The following is a 25293-nucleotide window of genomic DNA, read 5'->3' on the forward strand; positions in this document are numbered from 1 at the left end:
AATTCGGCCGACTTCTTGGGCCGCTCTTCTCGCTGAACGCCAGGTAATGTTCGAAGTTGGGAGCATTGCACGCCGATCAGCGAAGGAGCAGCATGTCCGAGGGCGCGAAGTTCGACGGCCTCGCCAGTGACTATGACCGGTACCGTCCGCGGTATCCGTCCGAACTCGCCGAGGTGGTCTTCACCAACCGGACAGAGGGAGTTCGCGTCGCTGACGTCGGTGCCGGATCCGGCATCGCCTTGGAATGGGCGCTGCCGGCCCTCGTCGATCCCGAGGTTTTTGCCGTCGAGCCGTCGACGGACATGATCGAATCCGGTCGGCTCAAGTTCCCTGATGTGACGTGGTTACAGGGACGGGGTGAGGACATTCTGCCGACGCTGAGCGCCCTTGATGTCGTCATGGCGGCACAGGCCTACCAATGGTTCGATCGACCGGCGTTCCTTCGCGCCGCGCGAACGACTCTGCGACCCGGAGGCAGAGTCGCGATCATTCAGAACAATCGCAATCACACATCAAGCGAATTCCTTGACGCATACGAGTCACTTCTCGAAGAGAACAGCCCGGGGTACACGCGGGGGTACCGAGACATCGACATCGCGGCTGAGCTTGCAACGGGATTCGACACCGATCCGGCTCACGTCACCGTGTCCGTCTCCGACTGGGACAGGACCATGTCAGTTGACGACTTCGTCGGCATGTCGGCCAGTTCGACACAAGCTCAGCGAGCTGTCAGCGCGAAAGGTGAGCGCTTCCTCGACGATGTCCGCTCACTTGCCGGAAACTTTGCCGAGGACGAGACCCTCCAAGTGCCCTATCGAACGGAACTCTTCGTCGTCGACAAACCCTGATCGATCACCTCGCCGAGGCGGCGCATCGCCTCGCGGTAACCGGTCGGATTCGGGCCGGCGAAGTTGAGTCTGACGTGCGGAGCCGGCGCCTCGGTGGGAAAGAGCTCATCACCGCCGGTGATGAAGACACCCCGAGCAGCCGCCTCGGCGACCAATGAACGGACATCCGTGCCCTCCGGAAGTCGCCCCCAGAGGTTGAGGCCACCCTGGGGGACGCTGTCAACGGTGAGCTTCGGCACTTCCGCGCGGATCGCCGCGAGCAGGGAATCCCTCCGGTCGCCGAGGTGGCGCCCCAGCGCGCGCACATGGGTGCGCCAGGCCGGGCGGGTGATGACGTCGAGGGCCGCGGCCTGGAGGATCGGGCTGACGTACATCGATTCGGCCCGCACGTCGGCACGGATCCGGTCCCGCGCAGGTCCACGGGCGATGACGGCGGCCACGCGCACAGCCGGGGAGACGGACTTCGTCAGCGACCGCACGTAGACGATGTGTCCGTCGGCGTCGTCGCCGATCATCGGCACCGAGCCCGCATCGATACCGAAGTCGTGCGCCCAGTCGTCTTCGATGAGGAAAGCCCTGCGCGATCGCACGACCTCGAGGACCTGTGCCCGCAGGTCCGGTGACCACTGCACCCCGGTCGGGTTGGTGAAGTTCGGCTGTGCGTAGAACGCGGTGGCACCGGTGCGGTCGATCGCCTCGGCGAGGACGGCCGGGTCGGGGCCGACCGGACCCGTCGGCACAGGCACGAGGGTCACCCCGGTGCGCTCGGCGGCGGAGATGAGGCCCCAATAGGTCGGCGACTCGACGATGAGCGGCTGCCCAGGGCCGACGATCGCGCGAAGGATCGAACTCAGCCCCGTCTGACTGCCGGGGACGACGGTGGCATCGGAGGCGACCGGCGGTGAGGTGGCACCCGTGTCGGAGACCTCGGCGGCGAACCACGCCTGGAGGTCGGGCAGACCCGCCAACGGAGCCCGGCGCAGCGCATCCTCCGAGCGCGCCGCCCGACCAAGCGCCGCACGGACCAGCTCGCGTGGAAGCAGACCAGGTTCGGGATAGCCGTCATAGAGGGCGAACTCGTCGTTGCCTGCTTCCCGCAGCGGCGCGGCCATGGGCCCGGGCAGGTACTCCCGGGGGCCGAGGGTGCCCGTCTGCCAGCTGAGGTCCGGCGAGGCCAGTGTCTTCTCGCGCCTCACGAACGTCCCCACACCCGGGCGGGATTCGACGAGACCGCGCAGCGCCAGGCTCGCGAGCGCCTTCTGCACGGTCACCGGCGAAGCTCCGTACTGCTTGACGAGCGCGCGCGAGGACGGCAGTCGCGCGCCGTCGGGCGCGGTGGCTATCCACTGGGAGAGTTCCGTGGCGATCCGCGAACTGCTATCGTGGTGCATGAGTACCGATAATAGCGCTATCATCAACAGCCGCCAACCGCTACAACAGGGTGGGGCGTCCCGATCTCCCAGGGACAGCGGCGACCTGAATTCCGGTGGCAGCAGCGGCCTGTGGTGGGGGCTCCTCGGCGTCACCGCGTTCTCCTTCACGGTGCCCTTCACACGCATCGCCGCCGAATCAGGGACGATGCTGCCTCTCTTCATCGGTGTCGGACGCGCGACGGTCGCCTCCGTCCTCGCCGCGCTGCTCCTCCTCGTCGTGTGGCTGCGCGGGCGCAGGCCCGCACGGTCGAGTCCGCGTCCCGCCTCATCACTCGGTGTGCGCCGTCCCACCGGTCTCCAGTGCCTGCGACTGCTCGTCGTCGCCGGCGGGGTGGTCCTCGGGTTCCCACTGCTCACCTCCTACGCCCTCAGCCAGACCCCGGCCAGCCACGGCGCGGTGGTCATCGCGCTCCTGCCCGCGGCTACGGCCGCGGCCGCCGTGGTCCGCACCAAGGAGCGTCCCGGCCTGTGGTTCTGGGTCATGGTCGGGCTCAGTGCGGTCCTCGCCATCGTCTTCGCCTCTGTCCAGGGCACCGCGTTCGGCGGACTCCAGCCGGCCGACCTCCTCCTCTTCGGCGCGGTCGTGGCCGCAGCGGTCGGGTACGCGGAGGGCGGGGTGCTCTCCCGCGAGATCGGGTCATGGCAGACGATCTCGTGGGCACTCGTCCTCTCCGCCCCGGTGACTATCGCCCTCACAGTCGTCGCGGTCTCGGCTGCACCCCCGTCGGGGACCACCGCCGAGTGGGCGTCGTTCGCCTACCTCGGTATCGTCAGCATGTTCCTCGGCTTCCTCGCCTGGTACCGCGGTCTGGGGATCGGCCCGATGGCGCAAGTCTCGCAGGTGCAGCTCACCCAGCCGGTCATGTCGATCGCGTGGGCCTCCCTCCTCCTCGGGGAGCGCCTCGACTGGCTGACCATCGTCTGCGGTGGCGCGGTCGTCGTCAGCGCCGCGGCGACCATGCGCACGAGGCTGCGGCCATGATCGCCCTCATTCTTCTCCTCGCGTTCGCTCTCGTCGTCTTCGCCGTGGGTCGCCTCGTCTGCCCGCCGCACGACCGGCTGCCCCTGCGCTGTCTCGACCGGGTGATCGCTGTGACGACGTGGGCGCGCGGGTGGCGGGCCATCGCCTCGGCGGGGCCGCTGTCGACGCTGCGCACCGGCGACGGTGCACCGGTCACCGGGACGGCGACGCTGCCGGGCGCCACCGCCGACACCGACCGGAGCGGCCCCTGCGCGGACGGACCCTGGCCGGATGGACCCAGTGCTGACGGACCCGGCGCTGACGGGCCGAACGCCGACGGTCCCTACCCGGACGGCACCGACGGTTAGGGCGACGTGACGGTCCGGACGATTTGCCGAGCGCGAAGCCTGTTCCGGTAATCTCTATCCATGGCTGACTCTCCAGAATCCGTCCCGGTCAACGCCGCCGTCGAACAGCTGCTGCGCAATCCCGAGGACAATCTCGACGCCATCTCCGAGACAGCCGACCTCTTCAAGGCCCTCGCGACTCCGTCGCGGCTGAAGATGCTCCTCGTCCTCGCCCACGGCGAGGCGACGGTCACGCACATCGTCGATTCGACGGGGCTGTCCCAGCCGCTCGTGTCCCAGCATCTGAAGTTCCTCCGCGGTCTCCACCTCGTCGGGGTCAACCGGATCGGCCGGGAAGCGTACTACTCGCTCAAGGACGACCACGTCGCCCACATCATCCTCGACGCGCTCGCGCACACCGTCGAGGGTCACGAGCACTGACGCGCTGACCCTGCGCACGGGTGATCCCACCTGGGGCGAGCGACGCGCGCACGCTACCGGGCCGACCCCGCGGCGGCGGACACCTCACTTCACGTGGTCGAGCACCCGGTCGAGCGCCTCGGCGGTGCGATCGGCTCCCACGGCCAGGGACAGTCGCACGGATCGCCAGCCGTCCACGGAATCGAAGTCGTCACCGGGCGCGAAGGCGACTCCGGTCGCCTCGAGGAGGTCCTCGCACCACTGCGTGGCCGTGGCGAATCGGCCGCCCGAGCGCTCGAGGATGTCATCGATGCGCGCATACATGTAGAACGCACCGTCGGGCGGGGCCATGTCGGTGAACCCGAGCTCCGCGGTCGCGTCAAGGACGTGGTCGCGGGCGTGGGCGAAGGACGCGACGTTCGCTTCGCATTCGGCGTAGGACTCCGGGTCAAACGCGGCGACCGCGGCGTACTGGGCGGGCACGGGCGCGCAGAGGGCGAGGTTGCCGGTGACGTTGCGGGCGGCCGTCGTCAACCGCTCGGGCAGGATCGCCCACCCCAGCCGCCACCCCGTCATCGCCCAGTACTTCGAGAACGACGAGATGACGATGGCTTCGTCGTCGTGGGCGAGCGCGGTCTCCCCGCGGGTGCCGATGTAGCTGATGCCGTGGTAGATCTCGTCCGAGATCACCTGCACCCCGTGGTCGCGGCACCAGGAGATGAGCTCGCCGAGGTGGTCGGCCCCGATCATCGTCCCCGTCGGATTCGCCGGGGATGCGAGCATGAGGCCCTTGAGCGGGGCCTCGGCGTGCGCCTGCTCGAGGAGGTCGATCGTCGGCTGGAAGCCGTGCTCGGCCCCGCAGTCGAGTTCGACGATGTCGGCGCCGAGGGCGGCGAGGATGTTCTTGTACGCACCGTACCCGGGTCGGGCGACGGCCACCCGGTCGCCGACGTCGAAGCAGGTGAGGAACACCGTCTGGAAGGCACCCGAGGAACCGGTGGTGACCTGGATGCGGTCGATGGGGATGTCGACGCCGTACCAGTCGCGGTAGTGGGAGGCGATCGCCTCACGGAGTTCGGGGATGCCGAAGACCGCGGAGTAGCCGAGATTGGTCCCGTCGGTGAGGATCTCGGCGGCGCGACGCTTGACCGGAGACGGCGCACCCTGGGTCGGCTCGCCGAGGCACATCGCGATCGCGTCCCGACCGGCCCGCTGCATCGCCTGGACCTTGCCGACGATGTTCATCGCCGCGAACGGACGGACGAGACCCGCCCGGTCGGAGGCGTGCAGGCTGCGGGTGTCATCGACGGTCATCGTCGGCTCCCTTCCTCGGGTGGCGGTTGAGCTCTCGGCGTGCCCGCAGTCGCAGCCGACGTGCGGGTTTCGCATAGTGCACATGCTAGCTGTCGTGTGCCGGCGGGGCTTAGGGTGAGGGCGGATGGGCACGACCCACCGCACACGACGACACGACTTCGACGGCGAAGGAGCAGGGACGATGAGCACGGAGAGCACAGGAGCGGAGACGAGCCGTGCGGTCGGGGGCGTCGGCGGCGCGGGCGACACCGGGGCTGGCAGTGGCGCCGGCGACACCGGGGCGACCGGCGAGGTGCAGCTCGACAACGGGATCTTCCGAGTGACCCGGTGGACGATCGAACCCGGCGGCGTCATCCCCATGCACCGGCACGAGCACGAGTACGTCGTCGTCCCTATGGTCACCGACACCATGCACGTGCGGAACTCCGGCGGCACAGAACTCACCGCCGAGCTGCACGCCGGCGTCTCCTACACCCGTCCCGCTGGGTCGGAGCACGAGGTGTCGAACCCTGACGGCGAGGACGCTGTCATCTTCGTCGAGGTCGAGCGGCTGTAGGGGCTTACGGCGCAGGGGTGTGCGGTCATCGACCGGCGCTGACGCGCGAGTCGAGGACGCGCAGTGTCGATTCGGCACGCGGAAATCGACACCGCGCGTCCTCAAGTCGGCTGTCGGAGGCCAGGCTGGGCCCAGCGGGGCCGGGCGCCGCGCTGGCCGAGCGGCGCGCAGAGCAGTGTCGCCGAAATCTCCTGGTCGTTCTGGGCAGGTTTTCGACGCAGAAACCTGCCGAAAACGTCCATCATTCGGCTGTCTGACGCTCCGACCGGCGTGCCTCTGCACTCAGGCAGGGACGTCCCACGTGTGGACAGGGCGGCCGCTCGCCTGGTTCTCGAGGTAGGCATCCATCATTGCTTTGAGCCCCTCACGGCGCTCCGGCGAGTCCGGTCGGCTTCCCGGGGCGAGGTGGTCGAGCATGCGCAGCTGCCACGTCGCACCGTTCGCCCTGCCCGAGGCCCGGCCCTCGATGATCGACATGTACTCCTCGATGACGTCCTTGTCGATGTTGAGCCGTCGCAGTCCGCGCCGGGCCTGCGGGATGAGGACGTCGATGACGAGGTCGGAGACGGCGATGTGCCCGATCTTCGGCCACGTCACCCGGGCCCTGATCCCGTCCTTCGCACACGCGAAGAAGTTCTCCTCCGCCTCGGCGAAGGACATTCGGGACCACACGGGACGGTTCTCGCCGACTAGGAACTCGGCGAGCCCGTAGTAGAAGGCGGCGTCGGCGACCATGTCGACGGGCGTGGGGCCCGCCGGCAGCAGCCGGTTCTCCACCCGGATGTGCGCGCCGTTGTCACCGGCATCGTAGATCGGCCGGTTCCAGCGCCACACGGTGCCGTTGTGGAGATTGAGCTCGAAGAGCTTCGGGGCGTCGGCGTCGCTGAACTCGACGAAGTCCTTGATCTCGGGCAGCAGGGGCGGGAAGTAGCGGACGTTCTCCTCGAAGAGGTCGAAGACGCTCGTGATCCACCGCTCCCCGAACCACACGCGCGGGCGCACGCCCTGCGTGACGAGTTCGGGTGTGCGGGTGTCGATCGACTGGGTGAAGACCGGGATCCGCGACTCGTGCCAGAGCTTGTGGCCGACGAAGAGCGGCGAGTTCGCGCTCACCGCGACCTGGGCGGCGGCGATCGCCTGGGAGGCGTTCCACGCCTCGGCGAACTTGTTCGGCGCGACCTGGAGGTGAAGCTGCATCGACGTGCACGAGGACTCGGGGGCGATGTCGGCGAACTCCTGCCGGTAGGTCTCGCGACCGTCGAGTTCGATCTTGACGAACTCACCGCGGGCGTCGATGACCGAGTTCGACAGAGCCTCGTAGCGGTTCTCCTCCGTCATCCACGGGTCCTCTTTGAGGAACTGCGTCGTCAGCGTCGGAAGAGTGCCGATCGAGGCGATTCTGAGCCCCTTGTCGGCAGCGGCCCTCTGAGCCTTCGCGAGCCGATCGGCGACCCCGGCTTCGAGGGTCTTGAGTCCGCGCCCGGCGACCTGGAGGACCGGGTGGTTGAGTTCGAGGTTGAACCCGCCGATCTCGGACTGGTACTCGTCGTCGAGGTCGCCGAGGACGTCCTTATTGCGCAAGCTCGGCTGGTTGTCCTCGTCGGTGAGGTTGAGTTCGAGCTCGAGCCCGATCGTGCCGGCCGACTTGAACTCGGCATGCCGGAGGTAAGTGTCGAAGAGCTCGAGATTCTCCGCGAGCTTCTCGCGGTACAAGGTCCGCTCTTCCGGTGTGTACCGTTTCGAACTCACTGCCTCACCCATGCCTCAAGCAAACCACACACGACGGGAGTTATGAGGGGCCAGGTCCCGACTTTCTCACAGCCGACCTTTCCCCCACGCGTCCATGGCGATGCGGACGCAAGCGGTGCCCCGCACGCGCGAGCCGTAGAATCGGCGACATGTCGACCTCTGTGAATTCGCCCACTCAGCCCTCTGACCTCGTCCGCGACTCCGAGGAGCGCCTCCCGGCGATGCTCGCCGACCTCGCTCGCGTCATCGGCGTCGAAACGCCGTCCTCGGACAAGGCCGCCGTCGCCCGCGGGGCGAGCGACTTCGCCGACCTCCTCCGTGAGCGCCTCGGCGCCGAGGCGGAGCTGCTCACCGTCGACGGCGTCACCCATGTGCGCCTGCGCTTCGGAGACGGGCCGCCACGCGTCGTCCTCCTCAATCATCAGGACACGGTGTGGCCCCACGGGACGATCGAACGCCTCCCCTTCTCGACCGAGAACGGGGTGGTCCGCGGTCCCGGCAGCTTCGACATGCTCACCGGGGCGATCATGAGCGTCCACGCGGTCGCAATCCTCGCCGACCGCCTCGGCGAGGGCAGGCTGGAAGGACTGTCGATCCTCATCACCGGTGATGAGGAGGTCGGGTCCGTGAGCTCCTCCGATCTCATCCGCGCCGAGGCGGCCGAGGCGAATGCCGTCTTCGTCATGGAGGCGAGCGCCGACGGTGCGCTCAAACTCGAACGCAAGGGAACCGGGATCTACACCCTCGTCTTCCGGGGCCGGGCATCCCATGCCGGGCTCGAACCCGAGAAGGGCGTCAACGCGGGCATGGCGCTCGCGCTCACCCTGCCGCTCGTCGCCGGCCTCTCCGACGCCGAAGCCGGAACGACGGTCGTGCCGACGACGATCACCGCCGGCACGACCTCGAACACCGTCCCCGCCGAGGCGCGCGTGAGTGTCGATGTCCGTGCCCGGACCGCGGCCGAACTCGAGCGCGTCGACTCGGCGATCCGCGCCCTCGCCGCCGAACCGACGCTCGAGGGGTCGACGACCGAGGTCATCGGCGGCATCAACCGCCCGCCCTTCGAACCCGAGGCGTCGGCGGCACTCTTCGACCGAGCGACCGTGCTCGCCTCCGAGCTCGGGATCGCCGCCCCGCGCGGGGTCGCGGTGGGCGGCGCCTCGGACGGGAACTTCACTGCCGGGGACGGGATCCCCACGCTCGACGGCCTCGGTGCGGTCGGGGACGGTGCGCACGCCGAACACGAGCACGCGGTCATCGCCGAGATCGCTCCGCGCACCGCTCTGCTCGCAGCACTCATCGCCGATCAGCTGGCGAAGTAGGCGACCCGCGCGCTTCATGAGCGCCGCTGGTCGCTCGTGTGCGCCGGTGGGATCTCACTCCACGGGGAATCCCTCGGCCCGCAGGTTGGCGGGCGACTTCGTCGTCAGCAGCCAGTCCCGGAGGCGGGGATCGGGCACGATGCGTCGCCGGTGGATGAGACGGTCGCTGCCGACGAGATAGAAGCGGTAGCCGAACTCGTCGAGGACGGCCATGAGTTCGGCCGGCTTCGCCCGGTCCTCGAGGACCTCGCAGAGGATGTCCGGGCGCAGCACCGCGAGGAAGTCACGGCCGTATCTGAGGACGTCGTTCTCCGCGCCTTCGACGTCGATCTTCATCGTCACCGGGGTCGTCCCCTCGGGCAGCTGGGGCAGGAGTTCGTCGAGAGAGGTGAAGCGCACCTCGACGCCGTCGGCGAAGTCCATGCTCGCGGCGTAGAACGACGGCAGCGCCGAACCGCCGTCGCCCGTGGGCACCTGCATCGTCGTCCCCGGCCGGCCGACGCCGGTGGGGTGGACCGTCACCCGGTTCCGCAGGCGGTTGCGGGCGACGTTCTTCTCGAGGCCTGCGACGACAGCGGGGATGATCTCGAAGGAGTGCGCGACGGTGGTCGGGTTGGCGGCGAGGACCGCCATTGTGAACACCCCGGTGTAGGCGCCGATGTCGACGAACACCTCGGCGTCCCTGCTCAGCTCGACCATGAGGTCGAGGGCGAACGCGTCCTCGGGTTCGGTGCGCCGACCCTTGCCCCAGTAGAACTCCTTGGCGATCTCGCAGCGGAAGGGATCGACGAGGACGAAGTCGCCTCCCCCGGCACGTCCGGCCACCTCGGTGAGGCCGATCGGGGCGGGCAGACGACCGACCTTGATGCCCCGGACGCGGGGCGCGACGGCGCGCATGAGCGGATGGAGGAAGGGCTGCGCGAGCGCGGCCTTGATGGGGAGTTTGAGCCCGAACCACTTCTGCTTGCGGGCGGTGAGGCTTCGCAGGTAGTCGTTCATCGTGGGCCCCTTCGGTCGCGTGGCCTCTTCGGCCCACCGTACCAATGACCGGGACCGCTGACTACCGATCACGTGCGGGGCCCTAAGCTGGTGATCAGGTTCACCCGTCCCCACTGCGAAACAGGAGCCCGGCCGATGAAGCTCGTCTCGATCACCCTCCACCAGGTGTCCATTCCCCTCGTCACCCCGTTCGAGACCTCGTTCATGCGGGAGACCGAAAAGGACTGCTACCTCGTCGAGGCGACGTTCGACACGGATCGAGGAGAGATCACCGGGTGGGGCGAATCGGTGGCGATGATCTCCCCGCTCTACTCCTCCGAGTATGTGGCCGCAGGCATCGACGTCACCCGCCGCTGGCTCGCTCCGATCCTCTTCGGCGTCGACGACCTCACCGCCGAGACCGTCGGCTGGCATCTGCGCCATGTCGTCAGTCACCCGATGGCGAAGTCCGCGCTCGAGATGGCCGTCATCGACGCGCAGCTCCAGCTCAACGGCCAGTCATTCAAGTCCTATCTCGGCGGGGTCGTCGATTCCGTGCCCTCGGGTGTGTCCGTGGGCATCCAGGACACCGTCGAGGAGACCGTCAGGGTCATCGGGGACTACCTCGAGGAGGGGTATGCCCGGATCAAGCTGAAGATCAAGCCGGGCAAGGACATCGCCCCGGTCGCCGCGGTGCGTGAGGCCTTCGGGGACGACTTCGGCTTCCAGGTCGACGCGAACGCCGCCTACACCCTCGTCGACGCCTCCCACCTGCGCCGGCTCGACGACTACGGTCTCCTCCTCATCGAACAGCCCCTCGGTGAAGCCGACATCCGTCAGCACGCGGAGCTCGCGAAGCTCATGGAGACCCCGATGTGCTTGGATGAGTCGATCGTCTCCGCCGAGGCGGCCGCCGACGCGATCGCCCTCGGCGCCGCGGCCGTCATCAATATCAAGCCCGGCCGGGTGGGCGGCTACATCGAGGCGAAGCGGATCCACGACCTCTCCGCGGCCAACGGCGTGGCCGTCTGGCACGGCGGGATGGTCGAGACCGGTCTCGGCCGCGCGGCCAACGCCGCCCTGGCCTCCCTCCCCGGCTTCACCCTCCCTGGCGACATCTCCGGGTCGAACCGCTTCTTCCACGAGGACATCACCGAGGAGATCGTCATGCACGACGGTCGCGTCGACGTCCCCGACACGGTCGGCTTCGGCGTGACGATCGACCCAGCGAAGCTCGAGAAGTTCCGCACCGAATCGATCGACATCCGCCCGGAGGGGTGAGGGACGGGCACGCCCGCCGCTGGGGCGCCTACTGTCCGAGTCCGACGACGCTGATCATGATCGGGGCAAGGACGATGATGAGGATCGCACCGGCGATGTCGAAGGTGAAGCCGGTCCTGATCATCGTCGTGATCGGCACGGCCCCGGTGCCGTAGACGATCGCGTTCTGCGGTGTCGAGACCGGAAGCATGAACCCGAACGAGGCGGCGAAGGTCGCGGCCATCGCCGGCACGAACGGGTCGATGCCCGCGGCCTGGCACAGTGGGATGACGATCGGCACGATGACGGCGGCGGCTGCGGTGTTCGAGGTCGTCTCCGAGATGAGGATCGCGAGGATGACGGAGACGATGGTGATGGTGAGCATGCTCGTCACCCCCAGAGTGTCCGCGAAGCCGGTGCCGATGGTCTCGGCCAGTCCCGTGTCGGCGAGGAGCGAACCGAAGATGATGCCGCAGCCGAAGAGGATGATCGTGCCCCAGTCGATCTTCGCCGCCTGACTCCACGTCAGGGTCGGTTCGCGCCGTTTCCAGTCGACGGGGAGGATGAAGAGCAGGGAGGCTCCGATGACCGCGACGATGCCCTCGTCGAGGCGGGAGTCGAGGAACTCGTAGACCGCTGAGTCGGTGCCGGCGAAGAGTGCGGCGAACGCGGGCAGCAGCCAGAGCAGGACCGTGAGGCCGAAGGCGAAGAGGGTGTTCTTCTCCGCCCGGGAGACCGGCCCGAGCTCGGCCAGCTCCTTCTTCACGTACTCCTCGACGCCTTCGATCTTCCGGATCTCCGGCTTGTTGAGAAGGAGGAGGACGATGGCGAGGACGATGAACATCGCCACGCAGATCGGCAGGGCGACCGCCATCCACTGCCCGAAGGAGATCTTCTCCCCCGTGGCCTCCTCGATGAGGCCGCGGCCGATGAGGTTCGGAGGCGACCCGACTGGGGTGAGCAGTCCGCCGACGCTCGCGCCGTAGGCGAGCATGAGCAGCAGGGCGGCACCCACGCGCAGCCGCAGCGGATCGAAGTCGGGCTTGACGATGCCGCGGGACTGGAGGAGTTCGGCGATGACAGCGAGGATGCCGAGGGCTGTGGGCATGAGCATCGCGACCGTCGCCGTGTTCGACACGAAAGCGGAGAGCACACAGGTGATGAGGCCGAAGGCGATGATCACCCGGTACACGGACTTCCCGACGCCCGGCAGGGAGAGGACACTGAGCGCGAGACGCTGCGCGATGCCGTGTTGGAGCATCGCCTGGGCGAGGATGAAGGCGCCGATGAATGTGAAGATCGTCGACGAGCCGAAGGGACCGACCGCATCGGCGGCGGGAACGATCCCGAGCACGACGACGACCCCGACGCCGAGCAGACCACCGATGGGAATCGGCACCGGTTCGGTGATCCAGAGGACGATGACGCCGAGAAGGACGGCGGCGAGCATGTGCTGCTGATACGTGAGGTCGAGGGGAAGGAGCGCGAAGACGATGGCGATCGCCGGAGCGAGGATGAAACCTGACGTCATCCGGGCCCGCTCGAACCTCTCCTCCCGGGGAGAGAGCTTCTGCTCACTGAGGCTGCGGAAGGTCTTGCCGCCCAGCAGCGCGTCGCGCACATCGGTCATGGGAGTCGACGGGCCGCCATCGCCCCGTGCCTGCGAGATATCCACCGTCATCGGTCCTTTCATCGCTTTCGAACCAGCGTGACCGAGCCCCGCGGATTAGTCCAAGGCCTGTTTGCGATGAGACCAATAGCATATGCCTATGGATATCCGCCAGCTGCGCCAGTTCCTCGCCGTCGTCGACACCGGAAGCTTCACGAAGGCCGCGGAGGCGATGCTCGTCGCCCAGCCCTCCCTGTCCCAGACGATCAAGGGGCTCGAACGCGAGCTCGGCGTCTCGCTCTTCAACCGCATCGGCCGCACGGTGAGTCTGAGTGAAGCCGGACGCGAGTTCGAAGGTCCCGCCCGGCTCGCCGTCCGCGACCTCGACGCCGCGAAGGCACACATCGACCGTCTCCGCGGGCTCCAGTCCGGCCGGATCGAGATCGCGGCGATGCCGTCGCCGAGCATCGAACCGCTCACCGCGCTCATGGCGTCATTCGCCACCTCTCACCCGCAGATCGCCTTCGCCGTCGACGGCACCTTCACCGTCGATGAGACGATCGATGCCGTCCGCCACGGCCGCGTGGAGATCGGCTTCCCCGGCAGTCGCGGTCCGCTGCGTCTCACCGACCTCGACGTCCTCCCGGTCTCCGCCCAACCCCTCATGCTCGCCCGCAGACGTGAGCCCGGAGCACCCCGGGACACCCCGGTCGATCCGCGGACCCTGACAGGGACCCGCTTCGTCGTCTCCCACTCCGGGTCGCTCATGCGCGCCTACGTCGATGAACTCATCGCCGACGGCGTCGGCATCGAGATCACCGCCGAGGTGGCCCACCGCACCTCGATCATCCCGCTCGTCCGAGCCGGCGTCGGCACAGCCGTCCTCCCCTCCGCCTGGCAGGCGTTCGCCGGGGCCGACGTCGAACTCGTCCCCCTCCTCGGCGCACCGTCGCTGCACGTCTCCGCGATCTCCCGCCCCGAGGGCCTCACCCCGGCCGCCGCCGCCTTCCTCACAGCGACCGCGAAGGTCGCCGCCTCCGCCGGGACGACGCAGCCGACGTGAATCGCGGCCGGACGGTGCGCACACCGCGGGCCCGGAGCGCGCCCTGCGGGCCCGGACCCGCCCCTGACGGCCCGGACCGGCCCCTCACGGTCGGCGCTGACGTCGGGCCGCCTCGGCGGGGTCGAAGGCAGAAGGTCGACTCATAGGCAGAGCCAATGGATACGATCGCGAACGGGTCTTGGACTTATGCGCCGTCTCCGCGCTCAATGGAAGGAGCCCGACCGCACCCGAACGAGGACAGCCATGACCGACACCCAGACATTCTCCATCGCCTCCATCCCCGGTGACGGCATCGGCGGCGAGGTCGTCGCCGCGGGACTGCGCGTCCTCGACACCGTCGCGAAGCTCTCCGATGGGGACATCGCCTTCGATGTCACCGAGTACCCGTGGAGTTCGGCCTACTACCTCGAGCACGGCACCTACATCCCCGAGGGCGGGCTCGAGGATCTGCGGAAGCACGATGCGATCTACTTCGGGGCGGTCGGCTCGGCTGATGTCCCCGACCACACGAGCCTGTGGGGACTGCGCCTGGCCATCACCCAGCCCTTCGACCAGTGGGCGAACATCCGCCCGGTCACCTTCCTCCCGGGCGTCGAATCGCCGTTGCGCAAAGCCGACGACACCGACCTCGACTGGATCGTCGTGCGAGAGAACAGCGAAGGCGAGTATGCGGGCATGGGCGGTCGCAACCTCAGCGGCCGCGGCCCGGGCAACGAGGTCGCCCTGCAGACGAGCCTCCACACCGAGAAGGGCACCGAGCGGATCATCCGCTTCGCCTTCGACCTCGCCCGCACGCGAGCGGTGAAGAAGGTCTCGTCGGTGACGAAGTCGAACGCCCAGCAGTACGGCATGGTCCTCTGGGACGAGGTCTTCGCGCGCGTCGCCGCCGACTATCCCGATGTCGAGACCGAGAGCGTCCTCGTCGACGCGATGAGCGCGAAGTTCGTCCTCCACCCCGAGCAGCTCTCCGTCGTCGTCGCCTCCAACCTCCATGCCGACATCCTCTCCGACCTCGGCTCCGCCCTCGCCGGCAGCCTCGGCCTGGCCGCGAGCGCGAACCTCAACCCCGAGAAGCGCTTCCCCTCGATGTTCGAACCCGTCCATGGGTCTGCCCCGGACATCGCGGGCCTGGGAGTGTCCAATCCGATCGGGGCGATCTCGTCGGCAGCGCTCATGCTCGACGACTTCGGCCTGCATCAGGAGGCCGACGAGGTCCGGCGCGCCATCGAGAACGTCACTGCCGCGGGCATCCTTCCCCGCGACCTCGGGGGCGAGTCGAACACGATCGAGATGACGGAGGCGATCGTCGCCCAGCTCGAAGCCCTCCACGCCGAGGCGGCCGTGCCCGAACCCTCACACTGAGAGTCCGCCCGGAGGGGTGAGGGAGAGATGACGCCCGCCGTCGCGTTACATTTCGCGGCGGCGGGCGTCGTCTTCGGACCCCGGCGGCACCCCTCAGCTGTGGGTCTGCTTCTCCACGGCGGCGTCCTTCGCACGATCGAACTGGAACGTCGAGTGCTCGATGGAGATGTTGAAGTGCTTCGCCACGCAGTCCTGGAGGTCGGCGAGGATCTTCGGAGCGTGCCCGTCGTAGAAGCACTCGTCGGCGAGCACGACGTGCGCAGTGAGCACCGGAAGGTTCGAGTCGATCCGCGTGACGTGGAGGTCGTGGACCTCTTCGACGTGGTCGACGTCCTCGATGTGCTTCCTGACATCGTCGAGATCGAGCTGCTTGGGGGCGGACTCGAGCAGGATCGACCCGGTCTCACGGAGGATCGCGAAGGCGCGCGGAACGATGAGCGCGGCGATGAAGAGGGCCGCGACGGCATCGGCCCGCGTCCAGTCGAAGAGCCAGATCGAGACCGCGGCGACGATGACGCCGACCGAGCCGAGCGCATCGGCGATGACCTCGAGGAACGCCGCTCTGAGGTTGAGTGATGAGTTCTTCGAGGAGGTGAGGATGAGGATCGAGACGACGTTGCCGGCCAGACCGACGACACCGAAGATGAGCAGTTCGGGCCCCGGCACCTCCGGCGGCGCGAAGAACCGGCGCACACCCTCGATGAGGCTGTAGATGCCGAGGCCGAGGAGCAGCGTCGCCTGCGCTCCGGCGGCGAGCACCTCGGCGCGCTTGAAGCCCCAGGTCTTCTGCCCCTTCGGCGGCCGGGCCACCAGCGTCGCCGCGAAGAGCGCGATGCCGAGCCCGATGAGGTCGACGGAGTTGTGCCCGGTGTCGACGAGGAGCGCGAGCGACCCCGTCCAGATCGAGCCGAAGACCTGGAAGGCGAAGATCACCAGGACGATGCAGAACACGACGGCCAGGCGCTTGCGCGACCCGGTCTCGTGTGAGTGGTCGTGTGACATGAGGACTCCTTTCGAAGTCACATTAACATATGCGTATGTATTTATAAATTGCGAAGCGCTGTCCGTTGTGTGCCGCTCATCACCCTGGGCTCACGGCCCCGACCGCGTCCGGGAGGCCAGTTCGCCTCCTGCCCCACGCCATGCCCGAAGCACAGAGCGCCCCCGAGGCGGATCCGGTTCGATAATCGCGTGATTGTCGAACCGGATGCTCCTCGGGGGCGCATGGCTGGGGCCGAATCGGCCGGACTGCGGCAGGCCGCCGGCTACTCGCCGCCGGGCTCGTCGTCGGAGTCATCGTCCGTCCCCGAAGGGCCGGACTCCGAACGGTCGGTGCCGCCAGCACCGGTCCCGCCGGTCGAATCCGCGCTGCCCGTGCCGGTGCCCGGGCCGCTCGTGCCAGTGCCAGGGCCTCCGGCGCCCGCCCCTCCGGCTCCTCCGGCACCTCTGCCGTCGCGGCGGCGCAGCGCCTCGTCGATGTAGGCCTGGACGTCGATGCCGGTGGCACGCTTGACCTCGTCGCCGATGTGCTGGATGTCGATTCCGCCGTCCGCGTCGAGGAAGTCAGCCGGGTCGAAGCCCGCCCACTGACCGCCGTCGCGCTGACCAGCGTCGCGCCGGCCGCCGCGCGGACGACGGCCACCGGGCGCACCTCCGCGGCGACCGCTGCGATCGGCACCCCCACCTCGGCGGGGGCCGGCTGCACCATCGACGTCAGCCAGCCGACCCTCGATCACCTGACCGCCGGACCCTGAACCCGAACCGGATCCTCCGCCGGGCCCCGAACCGGACCCGCCGTCGGACCCCGCACCTGGGCCCGAACCGGCTCCGTCATCCCCGTCGGGGTTCTGCGCCCGATCGACGAGGTCGGTGAGGTCGATGCCGGTCGTGCCGCGCACGACCTCGAGGACCTGCGCGAGGTTGTTCGACACGGAGTTCGCGAGCTTCGACTCGCCATCGGTCGAGACGATCGAGAGGTCCTTGATGTTCGAGTACGGAGCGACGAGCTCGCCGGCGATGTCGGGAAGCACCTCGAGGACCTTCGAGAGCACGGCCGCGTCGTTGAACTTCTTGTACGCCTCGGCCTGGGCTTCGAGTGCCCGCGCCTCGGCCTCACCGCGCGCCTTGATCGCATCGGCCTCAGCCTGGCCTTCGAGGCGGATCGCCTCCGCTTCCTTCGACCGGCGGTGGAGTTCGGCCGCCGCCTCGGCGCGGCCCTGGGCTTCGATCTCGTAGGCCCGGGCGTCGGCCGCGGCCTGCTGCCGGTAGCGTTCGGCGTCGGCGGGCCTGCGGACCTCGGCGTCGAGCTGCTCGGCACGCAGCTCCGCGGCTTCCTTCGCGACGACGCGGTCGCGTTCGAGCAGCTTCTGCTTCTCGGCCGCGGCCGCGAGCGGGCCGGCGTTGTCGGCCGTCGCCTGCCGCTGATCGGCCTCTTCCTTCAGGGCGGCACGGCGCAGCGCGAGCTGCTGCTGCTGTTCGGCGATCGCCTGGTCGGTCAGCGCCTGCTGCTTCTGCGTCTCCTCGTTCTGCTGCGCCTCCTCGACGGCGGCGGCACGGGAGGCGTTCGCCTCGGCGATGGCGGCGTTCTTCGCGACCTCGGCGGCCTGCGGACGACCCCAGTCGCGCAGGTAGCTGCCCTCGTCCTCGACCGCGGAGATCTGGAAGGTGTCGATGACGAGACCCTGGTTGTTCATCGAGTGCGCGGACTCCTCCTGCACCTGCGCGGCGAAGGAGGCGCGGTCCTGGATGATCTGCTCGACGGTGAGCGTGCCGACGACCGCGCGCAGGGTACCCGAGAGGATCTCCTTCGAGTAGTGGTCGATCTGATCCTGCTGGTCGAGGAAGCGCTGCGCGGCCTTGCGCACGTCATCGTCGGTGCCCCCGACCTTGACCTGAGCGACACCGCGCAGCTTGAGGGCGATGCCGTTCTTCGAGATGCCGTCGATCTCGACGGAGATCTGCCGCGAGGACAGGGAGAGGATGAACGCCTTCTGCACGATCGGATAGACGACAGCGCGCCCGCCGATGATGATCCGCCCCGACCCCGACGCTCCCGAGGCGTTGCGACCGGTGATGATGAGCGCCTCGGACGGGGAGGCGATCTTGTACGACCGGAGGATGACGACGAGTGCGATGAGCACGATGACGATGATGGCGCCGATGCCGACGACGCCGAGCATGAGGTCCATGAGCGGGCCTTCCGTTCCTCGTAAGGGATGCGATGAGGGCGGCCCGGTCGGCCGCCCCATGCTCACCACCCTATCGGAGGGGCTCAGTGTTGCCCAGGGTCATCCTTCCGATGATCCCAGGTGAGAGCCTCGCCGAGGCGGGGCTGAGTGTCCGCGATGCTCAGTGAGCGCGGGGCTCGGTCCGGCTCACTTCCCGGGAGGTCCGACGACGAGGAGACCGGCGAAGACGACGATGACGACGACGAGGCCGATGCCCGCTGCCAGCCCCGGGGAGCGGATCGCCCACGCGCACAGCTTCTCCAGTGGTCCGCGGGGGGCGCGCCCCTCACGTCCGAGACCCCACCCGCCGTCGAGCGCGCCCGCCCGGTTCGAGGCGATCTCGAACGGGATCGTCGCGAACGGGATGACGGCCGAGACGAGCCCCATGAGGAGACGGCCGATGCCCCACTTCTGCGAGACGCCGACGAGGATGACGACGACGACGAAGCAGAGGAAGACGAACCCGTGGATCCCGCCTCCGATGCGCACACCGACCTCGGTGGTCTTCGTGACGTATTTGAGGAACATGCCGAAGAGGAGGAGTGCCCACGTGATGGCTTCGGCCACGGCGAAGAAATTGAAGAGCTTCTTGGGAGTCACGGGAACCCATTGTGCCGGGCGAAGCTGAATGCGTCCTGCAGGAGAGGCGATTCTGTGGGCATGAACACCTCGGTCAGCGCCGCAGACACGAACACGCGGGCCGGCGAACTTGTCCAGTCACCGGCCCGCGTGGCTTCGGGGTTGTTACTGCAGGCTGCCGGCCCTGCGGCGGCGGGCTCCCATGGTCATGACCACACCGAGCACGATGAGCGCTGCGGCAGAGGCGACGAGCGGGAGGGCTTCGGAACCGGTCCGCGGCAGGTCTCCCCCGCCTCCGGCACCCGGATCGTCCGCTCCGGCGGCGACGACCTCGAACGAGCCGGTGAGCGCGTCTCCGCCCTCACACTCGACCGAGACGTCGTAGCTGCCGACGTACTGGGCCGACTGCGACGCGTCGAGACCGCGGACGCCGAAGTTCGCGATGCTCTCGGCACTGACGGTCGCCGTCTGCTCGAACTTCTCGATCTTCCCGTTCTTCGGGGTCACGGTCATGGTCGCCGTGGTCTCGGGCGTGCACCCGGCCGCGGTGACGGCGACTCCCTTGTCGGAGACGAAGTCGTTCTCGTCGATCGTCGTCGGGTCGATCGTCAGCTTCCGCTCGACCGGATCGTCCGTGGGCGACTCGGTCGGCGTCTGCGTCGGGGTCTCGGTGGGCGTCTCGGTCGGGGTCTCCGTCGGCGTCGGCGAGGGCGCGTCGGTGAGATCGTAGGCGAGCGCGTGCACCGAGTACGCGATCGCAGGAGCGAAGATGTCGATGGACTCCTTGCTCATGTTCTCGATCGTGTCACTGGGCTGGTGGTAGTTCGTGTCGTGCTTGGCACCGACGGTGCCGCCGAACATCTCAGCCTCTTCGGCCGTCTTCGTTCCGTCCGCTCCGGAGAACAGACCCGAGGCGGGAATCCCCGCGTCGATGAACGCCTGGTAGTCCGAGCGACCGGAGAAGTCCGTGCCGACGTTGGGCTGGTCGACGGTCTCGAAGTAGTCGGTGAAGACCTTCTCGAGCTCAGCGGACCCTGCGGGCACGTTGACGTCGTCGGGGATCGGAACATCCGACCCGTCGGAGTCGAGGGTGCCGACGATGTAGTTGTCCGAGCCGATCATGTCGAAGTTCATGTACGCCTTGACCTTGGCGAGTTCGCTCGCGCTCAGGCTCTCGACGTACCTCTCGGATCCGACGAGACCGACCTCCTCAGCGCCCCACCATGCGAAGCGCACCGCGTTGTCGACCTCGGTCGGCTGCTTCGCGAGCGCTTCGGCGCTGGCGAGCAGGGCCGCGGAACCCGAGCCGTTGTCGTTCGCGGCGGGGCCCTCCGGCACACCGTCGAGGTGGGCGCCGAACATCTGGACGTTGTCCTTGTCGCCCGCCTTCGTCTCGGCGATGACGTTCCACGTCGTCACCGTCTTGTACTCGGTCTCGAGCGTGAAGTCCGTCGACGGGGCCTCCCCGTCACCGGCGGCCTGGATCGCCTCGAGCAGTCCGTTGCCGAGGTTGTAGGTCGTGCCCACGGTCGGTGCACCGTTCTCGATGCGCGCGCCGAGGGTGGCGTTGAGCTCCTCGTCGGGTGCGTCCTTGGTGTTGTTGTAGATGATGACGGCGGCTGCCCCCGCGTCGGTCGCGGCCTGCGCCTTTTCCCCGAAGGTGCAGGAACCGCGGGCGACGAGGACGACGGCACCCTCGGCGGTGTCGTCGTAGTCGGTGGCCGCGCAGCCGAGCTGGCCCCCGGCCAGGTCGGAGTAGTCGTCGTCGGTGGGCAGCACGAGCGGCACGTCGGTCAGCGGTGCCACGGTGCCCTCGGTGTAGCTGGCAGGGTTGACGGCGATGTCCTCACCGTCGACGCTGACCGCGACCTCACCGTAGGTCTGATCCTCGATGTCGAAGGCCTGGCGCGTGACGTCGTAGGCGCCGGTGGCCCCGAGCGTCTGCTCGACGTACTCCACCGCCTCCTCGTAGCCGGGCGTGCCCAGGGCGCGGAAGCCCGAGTCCTTGTTCGCCACGGAGATGTCAGAGATGTTCTGGAGGTGATCCATCACGGCGTCGCCGGTGACGCCCATGTCGGTGTGCTCTGTCGGTCCCGCGGTGCCGGCGGCCGTCGCCGGCGCCATGCCTCCCAGGACCAGTCCCGCGGCTGCGGTGACGGCCAGAGAGGCTCTGATGCGTAACTTCATGGAGTTCCTTTCGCTGCTCAGGTGCCACGCGAATCCGTCCCCTCGATTGGGCCGTCGATCGTGCACGACCCTGCACTCCGGTCCGTGCGCAGGCCTGCGCCCGACTGCGGAGTCCGCAGCGGCGCGGCGCGCTTGGTGCTGGGAGGATCTGACTCTTGCGTTCCGCCGAGCGATCCGCCGCTTGGTAACGAATCACAAACTTCTATAACGAAACGGTGACACAATTCACATAGTTCATCAACTTAGCCGATCAGGGACGCGCTGAGGTCACGAATAGGTAACAAACAATAGTTAAGCAATTGCGCAAGTATTGAAATCATAACCGCATCCCCCGTAGAATCCGACCAGTGAGTAACCAGCAGTCCTCGGCCCCAGCGCCCTCGGAGTCACCCGATCGCCGAACCATCCGCCGGTGGCAGCGCTACCTCGCGAACGAGCGCCTCGAAGAGCGCGTCTACCGTGACCTCGCTGCCCGACGCACCGGCGAGGACCGCGAGATCCTCCTCGCCCTCGCCACCGCCGAGTCCCGGCATCAGCAGCATTGGATCAGCCTCCTCGGCGAGCACGCCGAGAAGAAGCGCACCCCCGACCTCGTCACGCTCAGCCTCGCGTTCTTCGGCCGCCTCTTCGGATCCGTCTTCATCCTCGCCCTCGCCCAGCAGTCGGAGACGAGCTCGCCGTATCAGAACGAGGTCGCCGCCTCCCCGGAGATGGCCGCCGACGAGCGGATCCACGCCGAGGTGGTCCGAGCCCTGGCCGCCCGATCCCGCGCCCGACTGTCCGGCAACTTCCGCGCCGCCGTGTTCGGCGCCAACGACGGACTCGTCTCCAACCTCGCCCTCGTCCTCGGCGTCGGAGCAGCAGGGGTGTCGAACACCGTCATCCTCCTCACCGGAATCTCCGGGCTCCTCGCCGGCGCCCTGTCGATGGGGGCCGGCGAGTACATCTCCGTCCGCTCCCAGCGCGAGCTCCTCGACGCCTCGACCCCGGACCCCGAGTCGCGGCATGCGCTGGCCGACCTCAACATCGACGCGAACGAACTCGCTCTCGTCTTCCGTGCCCGCGGGATGGATCCCGCCGAGGCCGAGGCCCAGGCGCACCGGACGATCGCCGAGGCGAAGTCGACGCAGGCTCCGCAGCTGCCGAGCCTCGACGCGGGAGTCGACCGCGACGAGCTCGGCACGGGCATCGGCGCGGCGATCTCGAGCTTCTGCTTCTTCTCCTCCGGCGCGCTCATCCCCATCCTTCCCTACATCTTCGGCATGTCCGGACTGCCGGCCGTATTCCTCTCCGCCGGCCTCGTCGGCATCGCCCTCCTCTTCACCGGCGGCACAGTCGGCCTGCTCTCCGGCAAAGCGCCCGGTCCGCGCGCGCTGCGGCAGATGGCGATCGGCTTCGGTGCGGCCGCCGTCACGTACGGTCTCGGTCTCCTCTTCGGCATCAGCACTGCCTGAGAACATCCTCACCTGCCGGGAAGGTCTCCCGCAGGCGGGGCGGCGACCGTAGACTGTGGGCATGACCGAAGTCCTCGTCCTCATCGATCCCGGCGCGTCGACGATCAGGTCGGCTCCGCTGAACTCGCCCCAGCTGCCGGTGACGGATCTCGCGGCCCACCGAGGGGATGGGATCTTCGAGACCGTCCTCGTCCGCGTCGACCCGGCCACGCGCGAGCCCACCGTCGTCTCCCGCGAACGGCACTTCGCCCGCTTCCACTCCTCCGCCTCGGCGCTCGACCTTCCCGAACCCGATCGCCGGCTGTGGCGCCAGGCCGTCGACACCGTCGTCGCCGAGACGATCAAGGCGAACCCCGGGGTCACCGAGTTCGCCGTGCGCTACTCCCTCTCACGGGGCACCGACACCCCGCGCGGCTGGGCGTTCTCCCTGCCCATCGAGGACAGCATCGTCACCGCCCGCGCCGAGGGCGTGCGCGCAGTGAGCATCGACCGAGGCTTCCCCGCCTATCTCGGGCGGACCTCCCCGTGGCTGCTCCTCGGCGCGAAGACCCTGTCCTACGCCGTCAACCAGGCGGCGCTGCGCTATGCGCGGGCCCAGGGCGTCGACGAGGTCGTCTTCGTCTCCCACGACGGCATCGTCCTCGAGGGACCGACGTCGAACATCGTCATCCGCCGAGGCGACCACCTCCTCACCCCGGACCCGACCGCCGGTCTGCTCGCCGGCACGACGCAGCGGCTGCTCTTCGACCATGCCGGCCGGCTCGAGCTGCGGGCGGACTTCGCCGATCTCAGCCTCGACGACGTCCACGCCGCCGACGGCGCGTGGCTCGTGTCCTCGGTCCGCACGGCGGTGACGCTGCGTGAGCTCGACGGCAGGGAGCTCAACCGGGACGAGGCTCTGACCAGGGAGTTCCAGAGGATCATCGCCGCCGGGTGAGACCCCCGGACTGGACCGACCCGCGGGTCCCGGGCGGACGCTCACGATCGTCGTCGACGCGAGGGACCGTGGCGGCGAGGATGAGCCCGAGGATCGAGGCACCGCAGCCGGTGAGCCAGAGCACCCAGAAGGCGGGAGCGAGGTCGGGGACGAGACCGAGGACGAATCCGGCTCCGCCGAGCACGAAGAGGCTCGTGACGACGACGTTCTTCCGTCTGCTCAGCACTGTGTCCACCTCTCGACTGCCGTGCCTCCACGCTACGGGGGCGAGCACGCCCGGCACATCCCACGAAAGTATGAAATCGACCCGCCTGCGATAGTGTGGTCACCGAGGATCCCTCGCCACCGCGCAGGGTCTCTCGACCCCCGAACTTCGGACGAAAGGACACGGGCATGGGAAAGCTCGCTTGGCAGATCATCGGCGTCGGAGCCCCCATCGCGGCGGCATTCGCAGCCCGCAAGGTGCTCACGTTCGCCTGGGAGAAGTCGACGCACCGCCCCGCACCGTCGAATCCGGTCGATGAGGAGATCACGATGTCCGAGGCTCTCGCCTGGACGGTCGTCTCCGGTGTCGGCGTGGCCGTCGCCCAGCTCATCGTCCAGCGCCTGGCGGCGAACACCGTGCGCAACAACTTCGGCGACGAGGCGCTGCCGAAGAAGTTCCGCAAGCAGATCGCCGAAGGCGTCGACTGACCCTCACCGACACCGGATGTGCGAACGGCCCCGGATGCCGACCAGTGAGTCGGCATCCGGGGCCGTTCGCATCGGCGTCCCGATCGCCGGCAGGCATGTCGACCGGACCTGCTCCGCTCTGACGAGGTTTCAGGCGCAGAGAGCGTCGAGCATCGCTGCGAGTTCCGCCGCATCGATCTGCCCGGGTGCCGAGGCCTGCCCCATCTGGGCGAAGGTCGCGCAGCTGCCGAAGTCCCCACCGAGGATGCGGCTGGTCCGGCCCAGCCGTCCCATGGAGATTCCGATGACGGGGCAGTCGAGCCGGGCCTCGGATTCGGCCGTGGCCCGCAGGAGGTCGGCGACATCGGCCGGAGACTGCGGCATCATCGCGATCTTCGCGACGTCGGCACCGGCCTCGCGCATCGCCGCCAGTGTCGTCCGCATCTCGGGGACGCTGTCCGTGGCGGTGAAGTTGTGCTGCGAGGCGACGACCGCGGCCCCCTGCGCATGGACGGCGTCGATGAGGTCCGGCGCACCCGACCGGGCGATCTCGACGTCGACCGCCGCCGTCCCGAGAGCCCCGAGGCGGCGCACCACCTCGGCGTAGTCCGCTTCGCTGATGTCGGCCTCCCCTCCCTCGAAACCGGAGCGCAGGGTGACGAGCACGGGCGGCCCCGCCGAGGTGACGTGCGGGGCGAGGGCGCGGACCGCCTCGGCGACGGCATCCGCATCGACCCGGGCAGGACCCGCATCCGTCGCCTCCGCGGCCTGCCCGAGCGCGACGACGAGCGGATCGATGCGCCATTCGATGACGTCGACGATGCCGCTCGCGGCGATGTCGGCACAGGCGGCGGACAGGGAACTGGGATCAGTCTGCTGGACGGGAACGATGATCGCCGGTCGTCCCGGATCGCGCTGTGCCGGGGTCGGCAAGCGCCCGGAGGAGGCGGCGGAGAGGAACGGCAGCGGCTTCACGCCTCCACCATAGAGGCTCTTCGCGGTTCGTGGTGAATGA

23 protein-coding genes are annotated in these 25293 nt (G+C 68.5%); 12 read left to right on the forward strand and 11 right to left on the reverse strand.

The window, feature by feature from the left end; all coding sequences use genetic code 11:
* Window positions 1-173: 173 nt before the first annotated feature.
* Entirely contained in the window at window positions 174-848 is a 675-nt protein-coding gene (locus ACQ1RG_RS03225; protein ID WP_236586948.1) for a class I SAM-dependent methyltransferase, read from the forward strand.
* Here ACQ1RG_RS03225 and ACQ1RG_RS03230 read toward each other — a convergent pair.
* The gene (locus tag ACQ1RG_RS03230) at window positions 812-2239 is read right to left on the reverse strand and encodes a PLP-dependent aminotransferase family protein (RefSeq protein WP_009378676.1); all 1428 of its coding nucleotides are present in this window, start codon (window positions 2237-2239) and stop codon (window positions 812-814) included. The genes ACQ1RG_RS03225 and ACQ1RG_RS03230 overlap by 37 nt on opposite strands.
* Between ACQ1RG_RS03230 and ACQ1RG_RS03235 the strand changes: the two genes are divergently transcribed.
* The 3 genes from ACQ1RG_RS03235 to ACQ1RG_RS03245 are packed head-to-tail and all read left to right on the forward strand — an operon-like array spanning window position 2238 to window position 4030.
* Complete coding sequence (locus ACQ1RG_RS03235) at window positions 2238-3263, forward strand: DMT family transporter (RefSeq protein WP_236586947.1); 1026 nt, start codon at window positions 2238-2240, stop codon at window positions 3261-3263. The two genes, ACQ1RG_RS03230 and ACQ1RG_RS03235, sit on opposite strands and share 2 nt — an antisense overlap.
* Window positions 3260-3610 (forward strand): hypothetical protein, encoded by a 351-nt coding sequence (locus tag ACQ1RG_RS03240; protein ID WP_009378674.1) that lies wholly within the window; start codon window positions 3260-3262, stop codon window positions 3608-3610. The genes ACQ1RG_RS03235 and ACQ1RG_RS03240 overlap by 4 nt, the downstream gene beginning before the upstream one ends.
* Window positions 3611-3670: 60 nt before the next feature.
* Window positions 3671-4030 (forward strand): ArsR/SmtB family transcription factor, encoded by a 360-nt coding sequence (locus tag ACQ1RG_RS03245; RefSeq protein WP_009378672.1) that lies wholly within the window; start codon window positions 3671-3673, stop codon window positions 4028-4030.
* 84 nt (window positions 4031-4114) lie between these two features.
* Here the strand turns inward: ACQ1RG_RS03245 and ACQ1RG_RS03250 are convergent, their stop codons facing one another.
* A complete protein-coding gene (locus ACQ1RG_RS03250) occupies window positions 4115-5323 on the reverse strand; it encodes a pyridoxal phosphate-dependent aminotransferase (RefSeq protein WP_009378665.1) in 1209 nt (402 codons plus the stop codon).
* Between the two features lie 181 nt (window positions 5324-5504).
* On the opposite strand from ACQ1RG_RS03250, the gene ACQ1RG_RS03255 reads away from it, so the two are divergent.
* A complete protein-coding gene (locus ACQ1RG_RS03255; RefSeq protein ID WP_009378663.1) occupies window positions 5505-5879 on the forward strand; it encodes a cupin domain-containing protein in 375 nt (124 codons plus the stop codon).
* A 282-nt stretch (window positions 5880-6161) separates the two neighbouring features.
* Here ACQ1RG_RS03255 and ACQ1RG_RS03260 read toward each other — a convergent pair whose 3' ends face one another.
* Window positions 6162-7640 carry a glutamate-cysteine ligase family protein gene (locus ACQ1RG_RS03260; RefSeq protein WP_190247341.1) on the reverse strand — a complete coding sequence of 493 codons (1479 nt, stop codon included), beginning with the start codon at window positions 7638-7640 and terminating at the stop codon, window positions 6162-6164.
* Window positions 7641-7777: 137 nt separating this feature from the next.
* On the opposite strand from ACQ1RG_RS03260, the gene ACQ1RG_RS03265 reads away from it, so the two are divergent.
* The gene (locus tag ACQ1RG_RS03265; RefSeq protein ID WP_430600497.1) at window positions 7778-8950 is read left to right on the forward strand and encodes a M20 family metallopeptidase; all 1173 of its coding nucleotides are present in this window, start codon (window positions 7778-7780) and stop codon (window positions 8948-8950) included.
* Between the two features lie 54 nt (window positions 8951-9004).
* On the opposite strand, the gene ACQ1RG_RS03270 is transcribed toward ACQ1RG_RS03265, so the two are convergent.
* Window positions 9005-9949, reverse strand: a complete 945-nt coding sequence (locus ACQ1RG_RS03270; protein ID WP_009378654.1) for an FkbM family methyltransferase — start codon at window positions 9947-9949, stop codon at window positions 9005-9007.
* 135 nt (window positions 9950-10084) lie between these two features.
* On the opposite strand from ACQ1RG_RS03270, the gene menC reads away from it, so the two are divergent.
* Window positions 10085-11209, forward strand: coding sequence for an o-succinylbenzoate synthase (gene menC, locus ACQ1RG_RS03275; RefSeq protein ID WP_009378652.1), 1125 nt, complete (start codon window positions 10085-10087; stop codon window positions 11207-11209).
* Window positions 11210-11237: 28 nt separating this feature from the next.
* On the opposite strand, the gene ACQ1RG_RS03280 is transcribed toward menC, so the two are convergent.
* Window positions 11238-12818, reverse strand: a complete 1581-nt coding sequence (locus ACQ1RG_RS03280) for an SLC13 family permease (protein ID WP_197464178.1) — start codon at window positions 12816-12818, stop codon at window positions 11238-11240.
* Between the two features lie 139 nt (window positions 12819-12957).
* Here ACQ1RG_RS03280 and ACQ1RG_RS03285 point away from each other — a divergent pair, with 139 nt between their 5' ends.
* Both ACQ1RG_RS03285 and ACQ1RG_RS03290 read left to right on the forward strand, forming a co-directional pair.
* Complete coding sequence (locus tag ACQ1RG_RS03285; protein WP_009378647.1) at window positions 12958-13860, forward strand: LysR family transcriptional regulator; 903 nt, start codon at window positions 12958-12960, stop codon at window positions 13858-13860.
* Window positions 13861-14103: 243 nt separating this feature from the next.
* Window positions 14104-15222 (forward strand): tartrate dehydrogenase, encoded by a 1119-nt coding sequence (locus ACQ1RG_RS03290; RefSeq protein WP_009378646.1) that lies wholly within the window; start codon window positions 14104-14106, stop codon window positions 15220-15222.
* Window positions 15223-15315: 93 nt separating this feature from the next.
* Here ACQ1RG_RS03290 and ACQ1RG_RS03295 read toward each other — a convergent pair whose 3' ends face one another.
* The 4 genes from ACQ1RG_RS03295 to ACQ1RG_RS03310 all read right to left on the reverse strand — a co-directional run bounded on the left by ACQ1RG_RS03295 (window position 15316) and on the right by ACQ1RG_RS03310 (window position 21215).
* Entirely contained in the window at window positions 15316-16224 is a 909-nt protein-coding gene (locus ACQ1RG_RS03295) for a cation diffusion facilitator family transporter (RefSeq protein WP_009378645.1), read from the reverse strand.
* 263 nt (window positions 16225-16487) lie between these two features.
* Entirely contained in the window at window positions 16488-18410 is a 1923-nt protein-coding gene (locus tag ACQ1RG_RS03300) for a flotillin family protein (RefSeq protein WP_009378644.1), read from the reverse strand.
* A gap of 186 nt (window positions 18411-18596) precedes the next feature.
* A complete protein-coding gene (locus tag ACQ1RG_RS03305; RefSeq protein ID WP_009378643.1) occupies window positions 18597-19049 on the reverse strand; it encodes a DUF3817 domain-containing protein in 453 nt (150 codons plus the stop codon).
* Window positions 19050-19193: 144 nt separating this feature from the next.
* The gene (locus ACQ1RG_RS03310; protein ID WP_009378642.1) at window positions 19194-21215 is read right to left on the reverse strand and encodes a M28 family peptidase; all 2022 of its coding nucleotides are present in this window, start codon (window positions 21213-21215) and stop codon (window positions 19194-19196) included.
* A gap of 347 nt (window positions 21216-21562) precedes the next feature.
* On the opposite strand from ACQ1RG_RS03310, the gene ACQ1RG_RS03315 reads away from it, so the two are divergent.
* Window positions 21563-22669 carry a VIT1/CCC1 transporter family protein gene (locus ACQ1RG_RS03315; RefSeq protein ID WP_009378641.1) on the forward strand — a complete coding sequence of 369 codons (1107 nt, stop codon included), beginning with the start codon at window positions 21563-21565 and terminating at the stop codon, window positions 22667-22669.
* 61 nt (window positions 22670-22730) lie between these two features.
* The gene (locus ACQ1RG_RS03320; protein WP_063249567.1) at window positions 22731-23606 is read left to right on the forward strand and encodes an aminodeoxychorismate lyase; all 876 of its coding nucleotides are present in this window, start codon (window positions 22731-22733) and stop codon (window positions 23604-23606) included.
* On the opposite strand, the gene ACQ1RG_RS03325 is transcribed toward ACQ1RG_RS03320, so the two are convergent.
* Window positions 23590-23841, reverse strand: coding sequence for a hypothetical protein (locus ACQ1RG_RS03325; protein WP_009378637.1), 252 nt, complete (start codon window positions 23839-23841; stop codon window positions 23590-23592). The genes ACQ1RG_RS03320 and ACQ1RG_RS03325 overlap by 17 nt on opposite strands.
* A gap of 158 nt (window positions 23842-23999) precedes the next feature.
* Between ACQ1RG_RS03325 and ACQ1RG_RS03330 the strand changes: the two genes are divergently transcribed.
* Window positions 24000-24299 carry a DUF4235 domain-containing protein gene (locus ACQ1RG_RS03330; protein ID WP_009378635.1) on the forward strand — a complete coding sequence of 100 codons (300 nt, stop codon included), beginning with the start codon at window positions 24000-24002 and terminating at the stop codon, window positions 24297-24299.
* 129 nt (window positions 24300-24428) lie between these two features.
* On the opposite strand, the gene aroD is transcribed toward ACQ1RG_RS03330, so the two are convergent.
* On the reverse strand, window positions 24429-25253 hold the full coding sequence (gene aroD, locus ACQ1RG_RS03335) for a type I 3-dehydroquinate dehydratase (protein ID WP_009378629.1): 825 nt from the start codon (window positions 25251-25253) through the stop codon (window positions 24429-24431).
* Window positions 25254-25293: the final 40 nt, after the last annotated feature.

The sequence above is a fragment of the Brevibacterium sp. K72 genome (genome assembly GCF_050562175.1).
Taxonomy (GTDB): Bacteria; Actinomycetota; Actinomycetes; order Actinomycetales; family Brevibacteriaceae; genus Brevibacterium; species Brevibacterium casei.

Coding starts and splice junctions, on each gene's coding strand:
- ACQ1RG_RS03235 (WP_236586947.1), top strand. CDS start 2,238: ATGAGTACCGATAATAGCGCTATCATCAACAGCCGCCAACCGCTACAA.
- ACQ1RG_RS03285 (WP_009378647.1), top strand. CDS start 12,958: ATGGATATCCGCCAGCTGCGCCAGTTCCTCGCCGTCGTCGACACCGGA.
- ACQ1RG_RS03290 (WP_009378646.1), top strand. CDS start 14,104: ATGACCGACACCCAGACATTCTCCATCGCCTCCATCCCCGGTGACGGC.
- ACQ1RG_RS03260 (WP_190247341.1), bottom strand. CDS start 7,640: ATGGGTGAGGCAGTGAGTTCGAAACGGTACACACCGGAAGAGCGGACC.
- menC (WP_009378652.1), top strand. CDS start 10,085: ATGAAGCTCGTCTCGATCACCCTCCACCAGGTGTCCATTCCCCTCGTC.
- ACQ1RG_RS03245 (WP_009378672.1), top strand. CDS start 3,671: ATGGCTGACTCTCCAGAATCCGTCCCGGTCAACGCCGCCGTCGAACAG.
- ACQ1RG_RS03250 (WP_009378665.1), bottom strand. CDS start 5,323: ATGACCGTCGATGACACCCGCAGCCTGCACGCCTCCGACCGGGCGGGT.
- ACQ1RG_RS03230 (WP_009378676.1), bottom strand. CDS start 2,239: ATGCACCACGATAGCAGTTCGCGGATCGCCACGGAACTCTCCCAGTGG.
- ACQ1RG_RS03300 (WP_009378644.1), bottom strand. CDS start 18,410: ATGGACCTCATGCTCGGCGTCGTCGGCATCGGCGCCATCATCGTCATC.
- ACQ1RG_RS03295 (WP_009378645.1), bottom strand. CDS start 16,224: ATGTCACACGACCACTCACACGAGACCGGGTCGCGCAAGCGCCTGGCC.
- ACQ1RG_RS03280 (WP_197464178.1), bottom strand. CDS start 12,818: ATGACCGATGTGCGCGACGCGCTGCTGGGCGGCAAGACCTTCCGCAGC.
- ACQ1RG_RS03255 (WP_009378663.1), top strand. CDS start 5,505: ATGAGCACGGAGAGCACAGGAGCGGAGACGAGCCGTGCGGTCGGGGGC.
- ACQ1RG_RS03310 (WP_009378642.1), bottom strand. CDS start 21,215: ATGAAGTTACGCATCAGAGCCTCTCTGGCCGTCACCGCAGCCGCGGGA.
- ACQ1RG_RS03240 (WP_009378674.1), top strand. CDS start 3,260: ATGATCGCCCTCATTCTTCTCCTCGCGTTCGCTCTCGTCGTCTTCGCC.
- ACQ1RG_RS03330 (WP_009378635.1), top strand. CDS start 24,000: ATGGGAAAGCTCGCTTGGCAGATCATCGGCGTCGGAGCCCCCATCGCG.
- ACQ1RG_RS03320 (WP_063249567.1), top strand. CDS start 22,731: ATGACCGAAGTCCTCGTCCTCATCGATCCCGGCGCGTCGACGATCAGG.
- ACQ1RG_RS03270 (WP_009378654.1), bottom strand. CDS start 9,949: ATGAACGACTACCTGCGAAGCCTCACCGCCCGCAAGCAGAAGTGGTTC.
- ACQ1RG_RS03265 (WP_430600497.1), top strand. CDS start 7,778: ATGTCGACCTCTGTGAATTCGCCCACTCAGCCCTCTGACCTCGTCCGC.